The 19,687-nt window shown below is 61.6% G+C and carries 18 protein-coding genes; 8 read left to right on the forward strand and 10 right to left on the reverse strand.

What is annotated here, in order from left to right; translation table 11 throughout:
• The coding region (locus BUE15_RS15790) for a transposase (protein WP_139252343.1) at nt 1–255 on the forward strand (255 nt) is incomplete at its 5' end.
• Nucleotides 256–514: 259 nt separating this feature from the next.
• On the opposite strand, the gene BUE15_RS15795 is transcribed toward BUE15_RS15790, so the two are convergent.
• Nucleotides 515–1,129, reverse strand: a complete 615-nt coding sequence (locus BUE15_RS15795) for a C40 family peptidase (protein ID WP_139252350.1) — start codon at nt 1,127–1,129, stop codon at nt 515–517.
• A gap of 99 nt (nt 1,130–1,228) precedes the next feature.
• On the opposite strand from BUE15_RS15795, the gene BUE15_RS15800 reads away from it, so the two are divergent.
• Complete coding sequence (locus BUE15_RS15800) at nt 1,229–2,650, forward strand: FAD-binding oxidoreductase (protein WP_073287258.1); 1,422 nt, start codon at nt 1,229–1,231, stop codon at nt 2,648–2,650.
• Between the two features lie 63 nt (nt 2,651–2,713).
• On the opposite strand, the gene BUE15_RS15805 is transcribed toward BUE15_RS15800, so the two are convergent.
• On the reverse strand, nt 2,714–3,772 hold the full coding sequence (locus BUE15_RS15805; RefSeq protein ID WP_073287261.1) for an MJ1255/VC2487 family glycosyltransferase: 1,059 nt from the start codon (nt 3,770–3,772) through the stop codon (nt 2,714–2,716).
• A gap of 186 nt (nt 3,773–3,958) precedes the next feature.
• Here BUE15_RS15805 and BUE15_RS15810 point away from each other — a divergent pair, with 186 nt between their 5' ends.
• Nucleotides 3,959–4,876: a hypothetical protein gene (locus BUE15_RS15810; RefSeq protein ID WP_073287263.1), complete on the forward strand. Its 918-nt coding sequence runs from the start codon at nt 3,959–3,961 to the stop codon at nt 4,874–4,876.
• A gap of 40 nt (nt 4,877–4,916) precedes the next feature.
• Here the strand turns inward: BUE15_RS15810 and BUE15_RS15815 are convergent, their stop codons facing one another.
• Nucleotides 4,917–5,672 carry a DUF475 domain-containing protein gene (locus tag BUE15_RS15815; protein ID WP_073287266.1) on the reverse strand — a complete coding sequence of 252 codons (756 nt, stop codon included), beginning with the start codon at nt 5,670–5,672 and terminating at the stop codon, nt 4,917–4,919.
• 156 nt (nt 5,673–5,828) lie between these two features.
• Here BUE15_RS15815 and BUE15_RS15820 point away from each other — a divergent pair, with 156 nt between their 5' ends.
• From BUE15_RS15820 to BUE15_RS15835, 4 genes are all read left to right on the forward strand, one after another.
• Nucleotides 5,829–7,325 carry an FAD binding domain-containing protein gene (locus BUE15_RS15820; RefSeq protein ID WP_073287269.1) on the forward strand — a complete coding sequence of 499 codons (1,497 nt, stop codon included), beginning with the start codon at nt 5,829–5,831 and terminating at the stop codon, nt 7,323–7,325.
• A 73-nt stretch (nt 7,326–7,398) separates the two neighbouring features.
• On the forward strand, nt 7,399–9,723 hold the full coding sequence (locus BUE15_RS15825) for a xanthine dehydrogenase molybdopterin binding subunit (RefSeq protein WP_073287272.1): 2,325 nt from the start codon (nt 7,399–7,401) through the stop codon (nt 9,721–9,723).
• Nucleotides 9,672–10,166: a hypothetical protein gene (locus BUE15_RS15830; RefSeq protein ID WP_073287275.1), complete on the forward strand. Its 495-nt coding sequence runs from the start codon at nt 9,672–9,674 to the stop codon at nt 10,164–10,166. The genes BUE15_RS15825 and BUE15_RS15830 overlap by 52 nt, the downstream gene beginning before the upstream one ends.
• Nucleotides 10,167–10,263: 97 nt before the next feature.
• Nucleotides 10,264–11,280: an XdhC family protein gene (locus BUE15_RS15835; protein WP_244535962.1), complete on the forward strand. Its 1,017-nt coding sequence runs from the start codon at nt 10,264–10,266 to the stop codon at nt 11,278–11,280.
• A 102-nt stretch (nt 11,281–11,382) separates the two neighbouring features.
• On the opposite strand, the gene BUE15_RS15840 is transcribed toward BUE15_RS15835, so the two are convergent.
• The 7 genes from BUE15_RS15840 to BUE15_RS15870 form a co-directional block, all read right to left on the reverse strand.
• Complete coding sequence (locus BUE15_RS15840) at nt 11,383–11,979, reverse strand: DUF4136 domain-containing protein (protein ID WP_170865286.1); 597 nt, start codon at nt 11,977–11,979, stop codon at nt 11,383–11,385.
• A gap of 109 nt (nt 11,980–12,088) precedes the next feature.
• Complete coding sequence (locus BUE15_RS15845) at nt 12,089–12,670, reverse strand: hypothetical protein (protein WP_139252344.1); 582 nt, start codon at nt 12,668–12,670, stop codon at nt 12,089–12,091.
• 41 nt (nt 12,671–12,711) lie between these two features.
• A complete protein-coding gene (locus tag BUE15_RS15850) occupies nt 12,712–13,278 on the reverse strand; it encodes a hypothetical protein (protein WP_139252345.1) in 567 nt (188 codons plus the stop codon).
• Between the two features lie 60 nt (nt 13,279–13,338).
• Nucleotides 13,339–13,803, reverse strand: coding sequence for a GNAT family N-acetyltransferase (locus BUE15_RS15855; RefSeq protein ID WP_073287289.1), 465 nt, complete (start codon nt 13,801–13,803; stop codon nt 13,339–13,341).
• Between the two features lie 48 nt (nt 13,804–13,851).
• Nucleotides 13,852–15,735: an ABC transporter ATP-binding protein gene (locus BUE15_RS15860; protein WP_084549111.1), complete on the reverse strand. Its 1,884-nt coding sequence runs from the start codon at nt 15,733–15,735 to the stop codon at nt 13,852–13,854.
• A gap of 315 nt (nt 15,736–16,050) precedes the next feature.
• Nucleotides 16,051–16,311, reverse strand: a complete 261-nt coding sequence (locus BUE15_RS15865; RefSeq protein ID WP_073287292.1) for a hypothetical protein — start codon at nt 16,309–16,311, stop codon at nt 16,051–16,053.
• 167 nt (nt 16,312–16,478) lie between these two features.
• The gene (locus BUE15_RS15870; protein ID WP_073287295.1) at nt 16,479–18,158 is read right to left on the reverse strand and encodes a catalase; all 1,680 of its coding nucleotides are present in this window, start codon (nt 18,156–18,158) and stop codon (nt 16,479–16,481) included.
• Nucleotides 18,159–18,359: 201 nt separating this feature from the next.
• Between BUE15_RS15870 and BUE15_RS15875 the strand changes: the two genes are divergently transcribed.
• Nucleotides 18,360–19,553, forward strand: coding sequence for an MFS transporter (locus BUE15_RS15875; RefSeq protein WP_084549112.1), 1,194 nt, complete (start codon nt 18,360–18,362; stop codon nt 19,551–19,553).
• Nucleotides 19,554–19,687: the final 134 nt, after the last annotated feature.

The following is a 19,687-nucleotide window of genomic DNA, read 5'->3' on the forward strand; positions in this document are numbered from 1 at the left end:
CGCCACTGGGCCATCGAAAACAGCCTGCATTGGGTGCTGGATGTCGTCTTTCGCGAGGATGAGGCCCGCAGTCGCGACCAGGTAGCGACCCGCAACTTTGCTGTTTTACGCAAGCTGGCTTTCAACCTCCTGCAGCAAGGAAAACACCAACCTGGAAGCCTGCGGGCCCGACGACGAAACGCGGGCTGGAACGATACCTATATGACCCAACTTCTAACCTGCGCCCGCCAAAACGGCCGGGCAACGGCTCCCTAAATTTGATGCGTAAGCCCTGTGGCCGACGTAGTGGTGCCCTGGCTCCAACCGGCGTGCGCTGACAGCAGCGTCAGCAACAGCACAAGGAGATGGCGTAAACGTAGGTGTTTCATAAAAGGGGGTATTGGTGAGAAAAGAGGGGAGCTTGGTGAAAAGCGGCGCAAAATTACATTCCAATTTACCATGGCGCATTACCGAATCGTTATGATTGGCATGGCACAGCAGGGCCTAAATCCAAGACAAAGGTAAGGGGGAAATTCTACAATCTGGGCCGTACGGCCTTGATATAGCGGCTTAAATAATAATCAGTTTCGAAGCTGTTTTCCACCACTCCCAAAGAGCTGGAAGAATGGATAAACTGCACGCCCTCAGGTGTTGCCTCCGTTACCAGGCCCACGTGCGTGATGGTACCGCTGCCGGGGGAAGCACCGAAAAATACCAAATCCCCCACCTTCAGATCCTGCGGTTTCACTGGTTCGCCCCACAAGGCCTGCTCATTGCTGGAGCGCGGAATTGCCACATTAATGGCGGCAAAAGAATTGTAGAGCAGCCCCGAGCAATCCATACCCAGCCGGGATGTGCCGCCATACTTATAAGGGGTGCCCTGATAGGAGCGCGCGGTTTCTATCACCGTCACGATTTCGCGGCTGGCGTTGGCGGGCGTACTGCGCCGCTTGGTCACAATCTTTGCTTTGCCAGCAGGAGTAGCGGCTTTGGTCTTGGCCTTGGCCACGGGCCGGCGAACACCGCGCCGGCGTTCTTCCGCCTTTATGCGCGCCATGTCGCGAGCCGAATGATACCGGCCGTTTCGGTAGTTCACTTTCTTCGAGCCGCTGCAGCTGGCCAGCCAGCCCAGCAACAGCAGCAGTAGCATTGGCCACCAAACACGCCTCTGCGTCGAATGATGTACCTTCGTCGTGTGTTCCCGCATCGGGTCAAAGATAGGCAAAACAGCCATTTGGCGCCTCTATATATGAATTTCAACTCCCTGACTCCCGAGTTGGTTGTCGCCTTCGAAACCATTGTTGGGCCGGAGCATGTGCTGACGGCCCGGCGCGCCGAAGCCACCGCCACCGCCGATACCTACGCCGACTACGGCCGCGACCATACCGAGGACCTGCATTTCGCTCCTGATGTAGTGTTGCGCCCCGCTAACGCCGAACAAATCAGCCAGATTGTGCGCCTCTGCCACGAGCACCGCATTCCGGTGACGCCGCGCGGCGCCGGAACGGGCTTGTCGGGCGGGGCCCTGCCCATTCATCATGGCGTGGTGCTGAGCACGGAGCGGCTCAACAAAATCATTCAGATAGATGAGCGCAACCTGCAGGCCACCGTGGAGCCGGGCGTAGTGAACGAGGCGTTTCAGCAGGCGGTGCAGGCAGTGGGGCTATTTTATCCGCCCGACCCGGCGAGCAAGGGCAGCTGCTTTCTGGGGGGCAACCTCGCGCACAGCAGCGGCGGCCCCAAAGCCGTGAAATACGGTACCACCCGCGACTATGTGCTCAACCTGCAGGTAGTGCTGCCCACCGGCGACATCATCTGGACGGCCGCCAACACGCTCAAAAACTCCACCGGCTACAACCTTACGCAGCTCATGGTAGGCTCGGAAGGCACGCTGGGCATCATCACGAAAGTGGTGTTCCGGCTCCTGCCCTACCCCAAGCAGAACATTCTGATGCTGGTGCCTTTCCGGCAGGAAGAGCAGGCCGCTGAGGCTGTATCGGCCGTGTTCCGGGCGGGCATCATTCCGTCGGGCATGGAGTTTATGGAACGCGAAGCCATTGCGTGGTCTTCCGACTACCTCAAGATTCCGCTCACGCTGCCTGAGGATATCCGCGCCCACCTGCTGATTGAGTTGGACGGCCAGGACCTGGACGAGCTCTACAAGGAAGCCGAACAGGTATACGGCGTGCTGGAGCACTACGACGTGGGCGAAATCCTGCTCGCCGACAACGCCACGCAGAAAGATGAGCTGTGGAAAATCCGGCGCAACATCGGCAACTCGGTGCGCTACAACTCGGTGTACAAGGAAGAGGATACGGTGGTGCCGCGCGCCGAGCTGCCCACGCTGCTCAAAGGCGTGAAGGAAATCGGGGCGCGCTATGGCTTCAAGAGCGTGTGCTACGGCCACGCCGGCGACGGTAACCTGCACGTCAACATCATCCGCGGCGACCTGGACGACGACATGTGGAATGTGGGCCTGCGCCAGCCTATCACCGAAATCTTCGAGTTGTGCGTGAAGCTGGGCGGCACCATTTCCGGCGAGCATGGCATCGGGCTGGTGCAGAAAGGCTACATCGGCATTGCCCTGCCCGACACGAATCTGGAGCTCATGCGCGGCATCAAGCGCGTATTCGACCCGAACGGCATCCTGAATCCGGGCAAGATTTTCTAGGTTCTACAGCACTTTGTTGAATCAGCAAGGCCCGCCGGAATTATTCCGGCGGGCCTTGCTAGTTCAGGCAGACAGCTCTTTCAGGGCTTTATCCAGCTGCCGGAACAGCTCCGTGTTGCCGGTCTGCTGGTACTGACTCAGCGCCTGTGCGAAGCTGGCTATGTCGTAGAGAAAGGCCTTGAGATGGTCGGCAGTAAGGGTATCGAAGTGGCGGCCATAGCCGAGCTTCTCGACTTCGGCAGCATTGAGAAACTGCTCGAACTGAGCCGGAATGGGTACGGCGCAGATGGGTTTGCGCAGGTACACGGCCTCACTGATCAGCGAGAAGCCGCCATTCGTGACGACGGCCCGGGCCGAAGCCAGATCCTCGATAAAGCCCTGCTCGCTGAATGCTTTCAGCTGCACGTTGCCATGGCTTTCCTCCTTATTAAAGCCATACACCCGGAATTCCTGCTCGGGCATGGTCTGCAGCAGCGGCACCAGGTCTTTCTGGTTGGTGGCCGACTGGTACAGCAGCACGTGCTGGCCGGTGCTGGGCCGGGCCGCCAGAATTTCGGGCCGGATGATGGGCGGCACCAGCGTGGTGTTGGGCTTAATAACCGGCAGCGGGAAAAATGTGCTGACGAAATAGTGCCGGCTGCGCGGCAGTTTGGCCCGCACAATGGCCCGCGCCAGCGCCAGGTTGTCGCGCTCCGGCGGCGGCACCGCCACGTCCAGCCGGGCCCGACTGATAATCTGCATGTTGTCGATGCTGATGACGGGCAGGCGCTTCCACTTGGCGAACAGGTAGCTGAACGACTCGAAATCGGAAATCACCACGTCGAACTCCACGCCGCACAGCAGCTCCCGGTACTTGCGGAAGTTGACGAGCAGATTCTCCGGCGCCGTGCGCAACGTGAGCACGGCCGTGCGGGAGCGGCTTACGCTGAGGTTTTTGTAGGCCAGATGGTAGCCCCGAATTTCGTGCACGCGGCCCGCAAACGTACGGTCCAGCAGCTGAAAGGCGCGGGCGCTGCTCACCACGCACACCTCGTGCCCCTGTTCCAGCAGGTATTGAATCACGACTTTGCTGCGGGTAGCGTGGCCCATTCCTTCGCCGGGCACTCCATATAGTATGTTCATCGGGGCGAAATAAAACCTAAAAATCGGCTTGGCGAAAACCGGGCGCGGCCAGCCCCGAAACGCTGCACCTGCGGGCTCACCAGCGCCAGTCGGCAGAACGGGCTGGCAGAAAAGTGGCTACTTTCGGCCTGATTTTGGCGTACGCGCCTTTTCGACTGCTTTTCTCTCTGCTTCTGCCTGCTGCGTATGAACCGCTCTACTCCCCTTCGTCCGGCCCTGGGGCTGGCTGTTGCCACTTTGCTGCTGGCCACAGGCTGTTCGGCCCCGCGTGCCATCACCAGCTCCGGCAAAGTCACGCCGCGCGGCGAGTTCCGGGGTGGTGGCAACCTCTCGTTTAACATAGCCACCGAAACCATCAGCAAGACGGGTTCTGCGCTGGTTTCTGCTGCTTCTGAGGCCGCCAGCAAAGACACGGTCGGCTATTCCGGCACCATCGAGAAGCTGCAGCTGGCGGCCCTGGCCTACGTGCTCGACCCGGTACGCGCCACCCCCGATTTGTACCTGCGCTATGGCGTGGTCGAGCGGATTGACGTGGGCTATAAGTACGCCTTTGGCTCCCACGTTTTCGATGCCATGTTCCAGTTTATGGGCCCTACCGGCACCCCGGAGCGGCCCGGCGGACCAGCGGGGGCCATGTACGGCAGTATTGGGCTGCAGTTTGCCACGCAGCGCGCCAAGCTGCCCAGCGTGCCGTTTCTGTCCGATGTGGCCGACGTACTTGGCTTCCGCGCTACCCGCAAAGACCTCATCATCCCGCTCGTATTCAGCCACTCATTTGGGCCGGAAGAGGAAATCGGGGCGGTTTCCTACGGCGTGGTGTATTCCCGCTCCTTCATGCGCTATGGCTTCGAGCCGACGCGTGTGTTCCAGGGCAACTCCCAGATTCCGTATCTGCCGCTGCAAAAAGTGAACTACGGCGCCTTCGGGGCCTTTGCCAACGCCAAAATCGGCTACCGTTACGTGTACTTCATTCCGTCGTTGAGCATTTATTACCAGAACTACGGCACCTACCAGCTGCTCAACAATGCCAGCGGCAAGCTTAGCGGCCTCACCGTGGTGCCCAGCGTTGGGCTGCAGTTCCGGGTGCCTTCCAGCCGACGGTAATTCGCGCCAAAACCAGCCAGCTTGTAACCGTTCCTCCAGGCTATTCGCTTACGCGGCGGCCCTTAAACCAGGCAGCCAGCAGCGGCACACCAAAAATGGCGACGGTGAGCATGGTCAGGCCGGCGTCGGCGGTTTCGCTGCCCAGAAACCGGCTGAACGGGTGCGCCGGGAAGTAGTGCTCCACCAACGACAGCAGCAGCTTCAGCCCCAGCAACCCGATAACGACGAAGGCGGCCGTTTCCAGAAACGGGTACTTGGCCATCAGCAGCACAAACGCCTGCGCCACCAGCCGCATGGCCAGAATCCCGATAAAGACCCCGACGCATACCAGAATCATGTTGTCGGTGAAGGCCACCACGGCAAACACGTTGTCGATGGAGAAAGCCAGATCCATCAGCTCAATCAGGGCCACGGTAGCCCAGAATGGGCCCAGCAGACCCAGTGTGCTGCGGTATAGCCAGCTTTGCTGCTTGTCTGGCTGATCATCTTCCTCCTTGGTTTTGGCCTTGAACTGCGCATACACCAGGTAGAGAAGGTAGAGCCCACCCAGCGGCTTGAGAAACCAGAACTCAATCAGGAACGAGGCGAACAGCAGGCACAACCCCCGAAACACATAGGCCCCCACAATGCCGTAGCGCAGGGCTTTCTGCTGCTGGTGCTTGGGCAGGTCGCTGACCATGGTCGCCAGCACGGCCGCGTTATCCACGGAAAGCAGACTTTCGATGATGACCAGATTGCCCACAATGGCCAGCGCGGCCAGGGGGTTGTCGAGAATTTGCTCCAGATGAATGTTCATGCCGAGGGCGAAAGTACGTCCTTTTGAGAGTCTGCCGAAGCCCGGCCGGGTGCGCGCCGGCTACGTCCGGGCCCGGCAAAGATGGTAGCGCCGGCGTATTCTGCTTCCCCCGAAACTCCGTAACTTGCCTTTCCTGCTCTGGAAAATTCCCCCACCATGCTTCACTTTTATCTCAACGACCACCGCATCAGCACGGCCGAGCCGGCCGGCAGCGCGCTGCTCGATTTTATCCGTTATCAGCAACACCTGAAGGGCACTAAAATAGGCTGCCGCGAAGGCGACTGTGGCGCCTGCACCGTGCTGGTGGGCGAGCTGGACGCTAACGGCACCATCCGCTACCAATCCATGACTTCCTGCCTGACGCCGCTCGGCAACGCCCACGGCAAGCACATCGTGACGGTGGAAGGCATCAATGCGGCCGGCGGGCAGCTTACGCCGGTGCAGCAGGCCATTGTGCAGGAAGGCGGCTCGCAGTGCGGCTTCTGCACCGTGGGCTTCGTAATGTCGCTCACCGGGCACAGCCTCAGCAGCAAGCCCGCCACCCCGGAAACCGCCCTGGCCGCCATCGACGGTAATATTTGCCGCTGCACCGGCTACAAAAGTCTGGAGCGCGCCACGGCCGCCCTCACCGGGCAGCTGCAGGAGCGCCCGGCCACCGAGGCCCTGAGCTGGCTGGCGGAGCAGCAGTTTGTGCCGGCCTATTTCAAGGCTATGCCCACGCGGCTGGCGGCTTTGCAGGCCGAATTGCAGGAGCCTACTACGCACGCCACGGGTGTAGGCGGCATCACCAACGGCTCTTTCGTGAATGGGCCCAACGGATTTGCAGCGGCAGCCCGGCAGGTGCTGGGCGGCGGCACCGATTTGCTGGTGCAGCGCCTGGAGCAGATGCGCGAAACGCCTGTGCGCCTCGTGTATGATCTGGCCGAGCTGCGTGGTATTTCGCCCGTAGATGAGCGGGGCCGCGTGACGCTGGGCGCCGCTACCACCGCCGAGCAGCTGCGGGCTTCCGAGATGATGAATCAGCTGTTTCCGCGGCTGCCGGAGTATCTCAAGCTGGTATCGAGCACACCCATCCGCAACATGGGCACGGTGGCCGGCAATTTTATCAATGCCTCTCCCATCGGCGACCTGACCATCTTCTTCCTGGCCCTCGATGCTGAAGTAACCTTGGTTGGCCCCACCCAGGACGCCCGCGTGCTGCCGCTGCACGAGTTGTACCAGGGCTACAAACAGCTGGCGAAATTTCCCGAAGAGCAGGTAACGGCTATTAGTTTCCGTGCGCCCCGTCCCGGCGAGTTTTTCCACTTTGAGAAGGTTTCGAAGCGCACCCACCTCGATATTGCCAGCGTAAACTCGGCAGCCTGGCTGCAAGCCAAGGACGGTATCATTCAGGCGGCGCGCATCTCGGCGGGCGGTGTGGGTCCGATACCCCTGCGCCTTCACCGCACGGCCGCGTTCCTGGAAGGGCGCGAAGTCAACATCGAAACGCTGCAGGCTGCCAACCAGGTAGCCCAGCAGGAAATTCACCCTATCAGCGACGCCCGCGGCTCGGCCGAGTACAAGCGCCTGCTGTTGCGCCAGCTGCTGTTCGCGCATTTCCTGCAGTTTTTCCCCGAGCGGCTGGCTATGCAGGAGCTGCTGGCCGCCAACTAAGATTCTGCGCTGACAGTTAAGCCGCCTTTCCCTCAGTTCCGGCACTTTTCGTGCTGCTTCTCACCCATTTCCCATGAACCATCTTGACCCGGTGCGCCACGTGCGCGGCGAATCTTCCTACCTCGACGACATTCCCGTGCAGCAGGGCACGCTCTACGCGGCCGTGTTTGAGGCGGCAGTAGCACACGGGCGGCTGCGGGGCCTGGACCTGGCGGCGGCCCGCACCGCTCCCGGCGTAGTGCGCATCCTGACGGCCCACGATGTACCCGGCGAAAACCAGATTGGCGGCATCGTGCCCGATGAGCCGGTGCTGGCGGAGGGCACCGTGCATTTTCGGGGCCAGCCCATAGCGCTGGTGCTGGCCCACACCGAGCGGCAAGCGCAGGCCGCGCTGCACCTCATCAAAGCTGATATCGAGCCCCTGCCCATCATCACCGACCCGCGGGTGGCAGCCGCGCACAACGAGCTGATTGTGCCGCCCCGCACCTTCCGCCTCGGCGACTCGCGCGCCACCTGGGCCGACTGCACGCACGTGTTTGAGGGCGTGGCGGAAAGCGGCGGGCAGGAGCATCTGTACATCGAAACGCAGGGTGCCTATGCCTTCCCGACGGAAATGGGCGGGGTACGCATCGTGTCTTCTACGCAGGGCCCGACAGCGGTGCAGCGCCACACGGCGCACGTGCTCGGCATCGGGATGCACCAGGTGGAAGTGGACGTAACGCGGCTGGGCGGTGGTTTTGGAGGTAAGGAAGACCAGGCTACGCCCTGGGGCGTACTGGCCGCGCTGGGCGCTTTCCTGACGCGCCGCCCCGTGAAGCTGGTACTGGACCGCATGGCCGACATGCGCATGACCGGCAAGCGCCACCCCTACTCCTCCGATTTCCGGATCGGACTGGATGAGAACCTGAAAATCGTGGCCTACGAAGTCACGTTCTACCAGAACGCCGGAGCCGCCGCCGACCTGTCGCCGGCGGTGCTGGAACGCACGCTGTTCCACTGCACCAACTCGTATTTCATCCCGAACGTGACGGCCACGGCCTATAGCTGCCGCACCAACCTACCGCCCAACACGGCTTTCCGGGGCTTCGGGGGGCCGCAGGGAATGTTCGTGATAGAGTCGGCCATTGCCAAGGCTGCCGAGGAGCTGGGCGTGCCCGCCAGCGAGATTCAGCGGCGCAACCTGCTGCGCGAAAACGACCTGCTGCCGTACCGCCAGCCCGCCGAAATGTGCCACGCAGAGCAGGCCTGGGACACCGCCGCCGACCTCTACAACCTGCCCCGCCTGCGGGAGGAAGTGGCCGAATTCAACCAGCAGAACACGCGCCTGAAAAAGGGTGTGTCGGTGATGCCTATCTGCTTCGGCATCAGCTTCACCAAAACGCCCATGAACCAGTCGCGCGCGCTCGTGCACATCTACACCGACGGCACGGTGGGCGTGAGCACCGGCGCAGTGGAAATGGGCCAGGGCGTAAACACCAAAATTGCGCAGGTAGCAGCTCAGACGCTCGGTATTTCCCTTGACCGGGTGAAGGTGGAAAGCACCAATACCACCCGTGTAGCTAACACTTCGCCCAGCGCCGCCAGCGCCACCGCCGACCTCAACGGCAAAGCCACCGAGCTGGCCTGCCTGGCTCTGCGCGAGCGGCTGCTGCGCCACGCCAGCACCGAGTACACGCTCAACTACGAAGGCCTCGAAATTCGGAACGAACAGGTCCTGGCGGCCGGTGTGCCCGCCGAAACTACTTGGGAGAAGCTGGTATCGTCGGCGTATTGGCGGCGCGTGAGCCTGACCGAAAACGCCCACTACGCCACGCCCGACATCCATTTCGATGCGGCTATCGAGCAGGGTTACCCGTTTGCCTACCACGTCTACGGCACGGCCCTCACGGTTGTGACGGTGGACTGCCTGCGCGGCACCTACGAGCTGGACGCCGTGCATATTGCCCACGACTTCGGGCAGAGCATGAACCCGGCCGTAGACCGGGGTCAGATTGAGGGCGGCGCGGTGCAGGGCATCGGCTGGATGACGATGGAAGAGCTGATTTACAACGAGGAAGGCCGCCTGCTCAGCAACTCGCTCAACTCCTACAAAATCCCGGACCTGTACGCCGCGCCCAAGGTGCTGGACGTGCATTTTCTGGATACGCCGGGCCACCCCAGAGCTATTTTCCGCTCCAAGGCCGTAGGTGAGCCGCCGCTGATGTACGGCATCGGGGCCTATTTCGCTATCCGCGACGCGGTGAGGGCCTTCCGCTCCGGCCATCAGCCCACCTTCTCGGCGCCTTTCACTCCCGAAAAGGTGCTGCTCAACCTGTATTCTCCTGTTTCTGCCCGTTCCGCTGCTGCTTGGCCCTCCGTTTCCACTTCCATCCCCGCAACCACCTCCGCGGCCTCCTGATTTATGCGGCCGGCGACACGGCCGCAGCGCTTTTACTGCATCAATTTTCCGCGGGCCGGCTGGCGGGCATGGCGCTGGTAGGCGGACTGCTCTACTCGCTGGAGGTGCCGGCGTATTTCAGCTGGATAGACCGGCGGGTGCCGCCCGCTCCGGGCCTAGCGCGGCGGCTGGTGCGGGCGGCCCTGTCGCTGCTCTACTTCAACCCGCTCTGGATAGCGCGGCACATGCTGTTCATTCAGCTGTTTTCGGGCCACGCCGACCAGATTTCTACCGCGCTGCTGGCAGTAGCCTTGCGCTCTTTTCTGCTGAATGTGCCGGTTTCGTTCACCGCCAACTACCTTATCCAAAACCACGTGGCGCCACGGCGGCGGTTTCTGGCCAGCGCCCTGTTTTCGGGCCTGATGGCGGTGTACTATGCGCTGAGCGCCACGTGGCTGAAATAGAAGCTGTTGCCCGTCGGATTATGAGCTCAACCTGGACCGTTTCTCTGCTTTCTTTAGTATATTGAAGTACACTAATTCTTCGCCACCAGCCCCCGTCGTGGACGTTCTATCCGCTTCCCCCTCGCGCCCCCGCGACATGCTGGTGTGGAAGCACGCCGCGGCCAGCCTGCGGGCCGGCATTCCGGTGGCGCTGCTGTGCGTGGTGCGCAGTGAAGGCTCCAGTCCGGGCCGCCAGGGCTTCAAGATGAGCGTGACGGCCACCGGGCTGGCGGGTTCTATCGGCGGCGGCATTATGGAGCATAAGCTGGTAGAGCTGGCGCGGGCGTGGCTGCGCGAAAGCAACTACACGCCCGAAATCCGCCGGCAGGTGCACCGCGCCCACGCCCGCACTGACCGGTCGGGCATGATCTGCTCCGGTGAGCAGGAAATTCTGCTGCTGCCGCTTCGCCCGGAGCATCTGCCCAGCGTGGAGGCCTGCAAACGGGCCCTGCGTCAATCGGGCGGCTTCCGCTGGGTGGTGACGGCCGCCGACGGCCCGCGCGTGGTGGCCGACACCGATGCCGGGGCACCGCTCAGCCGCTACCAACCAGGCGAAAACTGGCTGTATGAGGAGAAAATGGGCTTCCGCGACCATCTGACCATTGTGGGCGGCGGCCATGTGGGCTTGGCTTTGTCGCGGGTGCTCAGCACGCTGGACTTCGAAATTACGGTGTTCGACGACCGGCCGGCTCTTAACACGCACCTGCTCAACCCCTACGCCCACCACAAGCGCATCGTCAGCTACGACCAACTGGCTCAGGAAGTGCCGCAGGGACCGTATCAGTACGTAGTTATCATGACGGTAGGCTACCGCACCGATGCCATAGCACTACGCCAGCTGCTGCACCATCAGGTGCGCTATCTGGGAGTACTGGGCAGCTCCAGCAAAATCAGCCACCTGCTGCAGGAACTGCAGGCTGCCGGCACCGACGAAGCCGCCCTGGGCCGCGTGCACGCCCCCATCGGGCTGCCCATTCATAGCCGCACTCCGGAGGAAATAGCCATCAGCATAGCTGCCGAGCTGATTCGGGTACGGAATGGAGTGGCGGGTGATAAGGTGAATGGTAAATGGTAAATGGTGAATCGTGAATCGTGACAGGTGAATATGAATGGCCCGCTGCCTGTCACGATTTACCTGTCACCTCATCACCTCATCACCATTCACCCCATCACCTCACTAATTCTCCGTCATGTGGTTGCCGTCGAGGTAGCCTTCGGTGAAGACGCGGTACTGGTCGAAGATGGAGCGGACAGAGCGGCGCAGCACAACTTCGGCCTGCGGGCCGCTGGGCACCGTAACGCCGGAAGCATACCCGTTCCAGACGGCACGGTTGGTGCGGTTGTCGATGAGGGTGATGAGTAGCGTGCCTTCAGCCAGTAGCATGCGCTGCGCCTGGTAGCCCTGGCGGTAATCGTCGGGCGTTTCCTCGTCTTCGACCTTTTCCTGCTTCACCCAGCGGCTCAGGTCTTCCTGCACGTAGCCCCGGAAGCGCATGTCGCCTTCATACACGCGGAAGTTCACCAGCAGGTCGGGGCGGCGTTTGTTGGTTTTGTAGCCCTGCACTTTCAGGCGCAGCCGGATGGCGTCGCGCACGGCCTCGCCCAGCTTGCTGGTGTCGGAGGCCAGCCCGTCGCCGGTCACGAATTCATAGGTACGGTAGCGGCGGAAATTGCCCGAATAGCTGTAATCTGATTCAATTCGGGCCTCGCGGGCGGCAAAGCACCCGGACAAAGCCAGGGCCAGTCCGGAACAAAGGGGTATAGACAATTTCATGCGTAGCAGCAATGGTGGGTGACACACCATCAAGTTACGAAACTGCGGGCGTCTTAGGAACTGATTATCAGAAGGAAACCCGATTAAAATTTACGGTTGAGCCTAAGCACTACCGGGTCAGCTGCAGCACGGAGCTTTCCGCAGTATATACTTCTCCGGTGCCAAGCCGGTAACGGACCCGAAACTGCTGTGCCCCGGCTTGGGCTGGCGAAGTCTTGAAGCGCAGCCGGGGAGCGTATGTCTGGTTGCCACGGGGCGAGAACTCCTGGCCGGTTTCGATATCCAGCAGCAAATCGTTGAGTGAGGCTCCGGCCGGATGTCCGGCATCGTAGGCAAAGCGGCTGCGTATCACCACCGAATCGAGAGGCTGCTTCGTGCCCATGTAGCCGGGCGCCGGGGTGGGCGGACAGGCATAGGCCGCCGGCAGCCACCCGTCGGAAGGCACAGGCTGGAAGCCATAGCAAGTGGTTTGTAGCTGCACAGCCAGCAGCAGGTCGGTGGCCGGCACCGGCTCATTGGGGCCGGGCGGGGCGCCCGTGGTCTGGCGGTTGGCGGCCAGCGTCAGGCCCGTGACGGTGTAGTAGCGCGCCACATCTCCTATGCTACACTCGTCGTCTTTGGTGCAGCTCAGCACCACCGAGCCGGCCGGCAGTGCCACCAACAGTATGCCGAGCAGAAGTTTCCTGGTCATGATGTAGCGGGAAGTTTCTATACGATTTGTGCAGCCGCAGCTCAGGGCTGGATTTCGATGGCTACTGTTTCGGCAGTGTACACCTCGCCGTTGGTCTGATGTTGGCGCACCCGAAACTGCTGCACCAGGGAACCAGCGGGTGCTTGCCGGAACCGAAACACCATATTCGGGAAACTCCCGATTTGCCTGGGCACCACCAGCCACTCACGGAGCGAAATCTGCTGGCCGTACTCATCTTCCAATTGCACCAGGTCGTTGAGCGACGAGCCTGCCGGATGCTGGGCGTCGTAGTCGTAGCGGCTGGTTACAGTTAGTGAGTCGATGGATTCAGTGTAGGAAGGAGATGGATAGTCGCAGGCCATGGCCGCAAAGCCGCCTGTAGGAGCTGGCTGGGCGCTATACAGCTGGGTGTCGAGCCGGAGCTGCAGCTGCAGGTCGGCCGCCGACACTCGCTGGCCGGTAGTCAGGACCTGCACGGCGGCGGCTGTCTGGCGCATCAGCAAAGCCTGTAGCCCCACAATATCGTAGTACTCTTGCTTGAATGGGCCGCAGGTTTCGCAGGCCGGCAACCCGACACTGATCAGTAGCGCTAGTAGTAGTTTCTTCATCGTTACCCACTGATTTGCTGTGTATAGGATAGTCTTCAGACCCGCTGGGTTGCAACCTGCTCAATTCTTGGCTGACAATTCTTTTTCCAGCACAATCGTCAGCCCGCGCGCGCCCTGCACCGTCCCGATGATGTCGAAGCCGTGGCGCAGGTTGAGCAGCAGCATAGCGCGCCAGCGGTTGTAGGTCTGGGTACGGATGCGGTAGTAGCCCTGCTCCTGGCACCACGCATGCTGCCGGCGCATCAGCTCCGCCGCAATACCCTGCCCCCTATGGTCAGGATGCACGCCGCCCAGCCAACTGTAGTAGTGGCCCGGTTTCCGCTCGTAGCCTAGCTTGCAGCCTATCAGTCCCTCCCCATCGAAAGCCAGCCACGCCTGCACCGGCTGGTGCTGCTGCTGGTAGTGTAGGTCGGTGTGCCACTCTGCGGCCGGAGTGTCGGAGAATATCCGATGCAGCAACTCGGTCAGAAGTTGTTGGTCGGCTTCGGCAGCGAGGTTTGGCAGGAAGCGGAAAATTGGGCTCATGTGTAGCAAGATAAGTGGACCTAATTATCATCGTGCCAGCACACTTCCCTACCGATAGCCGGCTGCCTGCAGCTGGAATAGCTCGGCATAGCGGCCGCCACGAGCCAGCAGTTCCTCGTGACTCCCGATTTCCACAAACTGCCCGTGCTCAATTACCAGAATCCGGTCGGCCATGCGCACGGTGCTGAAGCGGTGGCTGATGAGGATGGCGGTTTTGCCCTGCGTGAGGTCCTTGAAGCGCTGAAACACCTCGTATTCGGCGCGGGCATCGAGGGCGGCGGTGGGCTCGTCGAGGATGAGCAGCTGGGCGTCGCGCATGTAGGCGCGGCCCAGGGCTATTTTCTGCCACTCGCCGCCGCTCAGGTCTACGCCCCCGTTGAAGCGGCGGCCAATCATCTGCTCGTAGCCGCCGGGAAGCTTGGCAATAACTGAGTCGGCGAGGCTGAGGTTGGCGGCCTGCTCAATGCGCGGGCGGTTGTCCTTTTCTTCGATACGGCCCACAGCCAGGTTCTGGCCCGCCGGGAGCTGGAAGCGCACAAAATCCTGAAAAATCACCCCGATTTCCTGGCGCAGCTCGGCCGGGTCGTACTCACGCAGGTCGTAGCCATCGAGCAGAATGCGGCCTTCGGTGGGGTCGTAGAGGCGGGCCAGCAGCTTGACGAGGGTGGTTTTGCCGGCTCCGTTTTCCCCTACCAGTGCCAGCTTTTCGCCGGCCCGCAGCGTGAAGCTGAGGTTGCGCAGCGCCCATTTTTCGGCGTTGCGGTACTTGAAGCCCACGTTTTCAAACTGAAACCCTTGCCGAATGGGCCGGGGGAAAGGGATGGGTCTTTCGCCCGTAAGCTCCTGGCGCACAATGCGCGGCTTCAAATGGAAGAAGTCGAAGAAGTCCTGCAGATACAGCGCGCCTTCGGCCACGGTGCTGAAGCGGCTCAGAATGCCTTCGAGCAACCCCCGCATGCGCGCAAATGAGCCGGCCAGAAACGTAAGCTGACCGATGCTGACGCGCCCGTACACGGCCTGGCTGATGATGTAGACATAGGCCGCGTAGTAGCCGGCCGCCCCTACCGCCGCGAAAAATGCACCCCAGCCGGCCCGCCGAATCACGAGGCTCTTGTTTTTCTGGTAGAAGTCGTCGGAGAGCAGCCTGAACCGGTCAATCAGGAAGCTGCTGAGGCCGAAAATCTTGACTTCCTTGGCCGTTTCGTCGGAGGCGCCGGTCTGGCGCAGGTAGTCCAGCTCGCGCCGCTCGGGCGTCCAGCCGTGCACCAGCGAGTAGCTGCGCTCATTGAAGTGCGACTCGCCCAGGAAAGCCGGCACCACGGCCAGCAGCAGCAGCCCCAGCAGCCACGGATTGAAGGCCACCAGCCCCACGGCCAGAAACCCCATCGTGATGATGTCCTGAGCCTGGCTGAGCACCTGGGCCATGAGCACGGTGCGCGAAAGGGTCTGGCGGCGGGCCCGCTCCAGCTTGTCGTAGAAGGCGCTGTCCTCGAACTGGTCGAGGTCCAGTTCGGCGGCGTGCTGCATCAGGCGCACCGACGTCTGGTTGGCGAATAAGTCGCCCAGGAGCGAGTCCAGCAGCGCCACGCCGCGCCCCAGCGCATCAGACAGCACGGCGAGGCCAAACTCCAGCGCCACCAGCGTCAGGACCGGCGTCAGGACCCGTTCGGCAGCGGGCAGGCGGCTAAGCTGCACCACGGCATCGAGAATCAGCTGGGCCACATACAGCATGGCCACCGGCAGGGCGGCCCGCAGCAGACGCAGCGCTACGTTGCCGAGCGTGAGAGCCGGGCTGGTCTGCCAGATCAGGCGCAGAAACTCCGGTAGATTTTTGAGGGCCGAAAACCGTTCCCGCACCGTGAGGGCGGGTTTGCCTTCCGGACGAGGCCGTTTGGCCGAAACAGAAGCAAAAAGCGAAGAAAACCAGGACATAGAGCAGCTGTACGGCACACTTCGGGCCGGAGTGCGCAGGCGGCCGTTTTGGCAGTTCGCTTCTCACCCATGCAACCATCTCCATCTATCTGATGCTCTTACTACTATAAGTTCATCAGCTGCTGCTCGCTGGTGTTTTATACTCTGCCGACTCTCGTCCAGCAACGCTCATTCCGCCAGCCTACAACAGCTGTACGCGGCTGGCCGCTTAGCTGGCGCCACTGTAAGCCTGCGGGCCAAAGAAGTCGGGTAGCACTTGCGCCTGTTGCAGCAGACGCACAGGCCACCCGGCTTTTTTGTGGCGAAGCGGCCGGCTCAGCGGTTCATAATCTTGCCCTGGTTGTCCCAGTGGCTGGACCGCACCTGCACGCCGTCGGCCTCGCGCTTGATGGTCCGTGTGAACCGCTCCCCCGAAATAGCGCCATCCGGGCGGCGGCGACCAAAGAACAGCGTCACTGGCTCGCCCTGCTTGTTGGTCAGGAAGGTGATGTCGTAGCCTTTGAACACGTCGTCGATGCGGGCCGAGGGCTCATACAGTTTGCTCAGCTTCTTGTCTAGTTCGGGGTGGAGCGGCATAGGAGTACAGGCTTGATGTAGGCAGGCGTACGGTGCTTTTTCGCCTCAGGATATGGCTGTGCTTTGCCTACAGGGCATGTGTCCCGCGGTTTGTATGTCCTGCAAAAAGCACAACGGCCCCGACTCAGCTGAGTCGGGGCCGTTGTGTATACGGGTCTGAAGTGGCGCTAGTATGGGCGGGCGTCGTGCGCAGTGGCTTCGGCCTGCTCTACCGCTTCGGCGGCTTTGCCTTCGTTGTACTGGTTGCCTCCTTCGGTCTTCTTGCCGGCGCGAGCGGCTTTCAGGCCCTCTTCCAGGCGGCGGCCCCAGTCCGGGTCGCAGTTGGTGCAGAGCTCCACCATTTTGTCGCTCACCTTGTGGTTAGCATCCGTGAGGGCGCCTACCATGTTGTTGATGAGGTCGTCACGCTCCCAGTCTTCGTGCAGGCGGTACCGCTCACCGGCCTGCTTGAAGTTGTTTTCGCGGTCAATGGTCTGGCGGATCAGGCGGCCCGTGTACTCCGGCATGTGGTCGGGGGCCGAGCGGGGTGCTTCTTTCAGGCCGTTGAGGCTGCTGGGCTCGTAGTTGACGTGGTTGTTCTGGCCGGGCGCCGTGTCTACGTGGTAGGCCATCTGGCCGTCGCGCTGGTTGGTGGCTACGTGCTTTTTAGGTGCGTTGATGGGCAGCTGCAAATAGTTGGTACCTACGCGGTAGCGCTGCGTGTCGGAATACGAGAAGGTGCGGCCCTGCAGCATCTTGTCGTCGGAGAAGTCGAGGCCATCTACCAATACACCCGTCCCGAAAGCAGCCTGCTCTACCTCAGCAAAGTAGTTTTCGGGGTTTTTGTTGAGCGTCATTTTGCCCACGGGCAGGAACGGGAACTGGTCTTCGGGCCAGATCTTGGTGTCATCGAGCGGGTCGAAGTCGAGCTCAGGATGCTCGTCGTCGCTCATAATCTGCACGCACAGCTCCCACTGCGGGAAGTCGCCCTTTTCGATGTGCTCAAACAGGTCTTGGGTGGCGTGGTTGAAGTTTTTGGCCTGAATGGCTTCGGCTTCCTGCGCGGTCAGGTTTTTAATTCCCTGCAGCGGCTCCCAGTGGTATTTCACCAGCACGGCTTCGCCTTTAGCATTCACCCATTTGTAGGTGTTCACGCCTGAGCCCTGCATCTGGCGGTAGTTGGCCGGAATGCCCCAGGGCGAAAACAGGAAGCTCACCATATGCATGGCTTCCGGCGTGTTCGAGATGAAGTCGAAAATCCGCTCCCCGGTCTGGCGGTTGTGCACCGGATCAGGCTTCTGCGAGTGAATCAGGTCCGGGAACTTCATGGCATCCCGGATAAAGAACACCTTCAGGTTGTTGCCTACCAGGTCCCAGTTGCCGTCTTCGGTGTAGAATTTTACCGCGAAGCCGCGCGGGTCGCGCAGGGTTTCGGGCGAGTGGCCGCCGTGGCCCACCGTGCTGAAGCGCACGAATACCGGCGTCTGCTTACCGGCCGTGTTAAACAGCTTGGCACGGGTGTATTTCTCAATTGGCTCGTCGCCTACTTTGCCGTAAGCTTCGAATACGCCATGTGCGCCGGCACCCCGGGCGTGTACCACACGCTCCGGCACCCGCTCCCGGTCGAAGTGGCTGATTTTTTCCAGAAACTGATAGTTCTCCAGCGTTGCTGGTCCGCGGTTGCCTACGGTGCGCAGATTCTGGTTGTTGGTGAGCGGGTGGCCCTGGCGGGTAGTCAGGGTCTGGGCGTTTTCGCCGTCAGCAGTGCGCTGGTCGTGCGAAGTGCCGGCGCCGGTTACGGCCGTACCGGTGCCGTTGCCACCAGTCTGGCCAGCAGCATGTTGGGGAGAATCCGGAGTTGGAGTCATGGCAGTGAGTTAAAAAAGCGTGATGAGTATAATACAGCCGAGTAGTGCTGATGTTTGGCTAGATAAGAATAATTCTCCGAAAGAAAGAGCCTGCCGCCTCAAAAAAATCCTGGCATTCCGCCCGGCCCTGCAGTTCTACAGCCAAGTTTGCGCTCAGTTTTCGAAGGCCACAACCTCCCTGATGGTGTACCTTTGCGGTCCATGCCCGCTACCTCTGCTCCCCGTACCTACAGCGCCGGCTTCTGGCTGATGTGCCTGTCGTCGTTCTTCTTTTTCATGAGCTTCAACATGCTGCTGCCCGAGCTGCCCGCGTACCTCACGCGGCTGGGCGGCGGCGAATACAAGGGCTTTATTATTGCGCTGTTTACTCTCACGGCGGGCATTTCGCGGCCCTTCAGCGGCAAGCTGGCCGATACCGTCGGGCGGATTCCGGTGATGGTATTCGGGTCGTTGGTGTGTTTTATCTGCGGCTTTTTCTACCCCTGGACTACCACCGTGGCGGGCTTTCTGGCGCTACGGCTGCTACACGGCTTCAGCACCGGCTTCAAGCCTACCGGCACGGCCGCCTTCATTGCCGACATCATTCCGCTGGAGCGCCGCGGCGAGGCGATGGGGCTGCTCGGGGTTGCCGGTTCGCTGGGTATGGCTGCCGGGCCGGCCGTGGGGCCGCTTATTACGGCTGCTACGTCGCTCAACACGTTGTTTTACTGCTCATCGGGGCTGGCGCTGCTGAGCCTGGCAGTGCAGGGTACCATGACCGAAACCCTGCCCCAGGCGCAACGCCAGAAGTTCAGCTGGAGCCTGCTGCGCCTCAACTGGGGCGAAATTCTGGAGCCGCAGGTAATGGCCCCGGCCCTCGTGACGCTGCTGTGCCTGTTTCCGTTTGGCGCCATCCTGACCGTGGTGCCCGACCAGAGCGAGGCCCTGGGCCTGGCCGACCACAGCAAAGGCCTGTTCTACACCTGCTACACGCTGGCCTCGCTGGTGGTGCGCCTGCTGGCCGGCCGCGCCTCCGACACCTACGGGCGCGTGCCGGTGCTGCGCTGGTCTACGGCCCTGATGGTGGTGGCGCTAGCCATTCTGATGCTGGCCGACAACTCGGTGCCGCTGTTCTTGGGGTCAGCGGTGCTGTTCGGGCTGGCAACGGGCCTCAACTCCCCCACCCTCTACGCCTGGACCATCGACCTGAGCCACCCCGAGCGGCGCGGGCGAGCCGTGGCCACCATGTACATAGCGCTGGAAGCCGGCATTGGGCTGGGGGCATTGCTGGGCGGCTGGCTTTTCAGCAACCAGGTGGCGCGCCTGCCCTACGTGCACGGCCTGAGCATGGCCCTTACGCTGGTGGCGCTGGTGTATCTGCTGGTAGGCGTGCGGGCAAAGCAGCCGGTAGCCTAGCTACGCGGCAGCATACCTCAGCGTATAGTTAGTCAGAATACTGCCCGGCAGATTTGGCCGCCCCGCTGCTTTGCCCCAACTTTAGGCTTGCCACTATATAGTAAAGCCGGTCCGACCAGGGCTGCGACATATTC

It is taken from the genome of Hymenobacter psychrotolerans DSM 18569 (genome assembly GCF_900142395.1).
Classification (GTDB): domain Bacteria; phylum Bacteroidota; class Bacteroidia; order Cytophagales; family Hymenobacteraceae; genus Hymenobacter; species Hymenobacter psychrotolerans.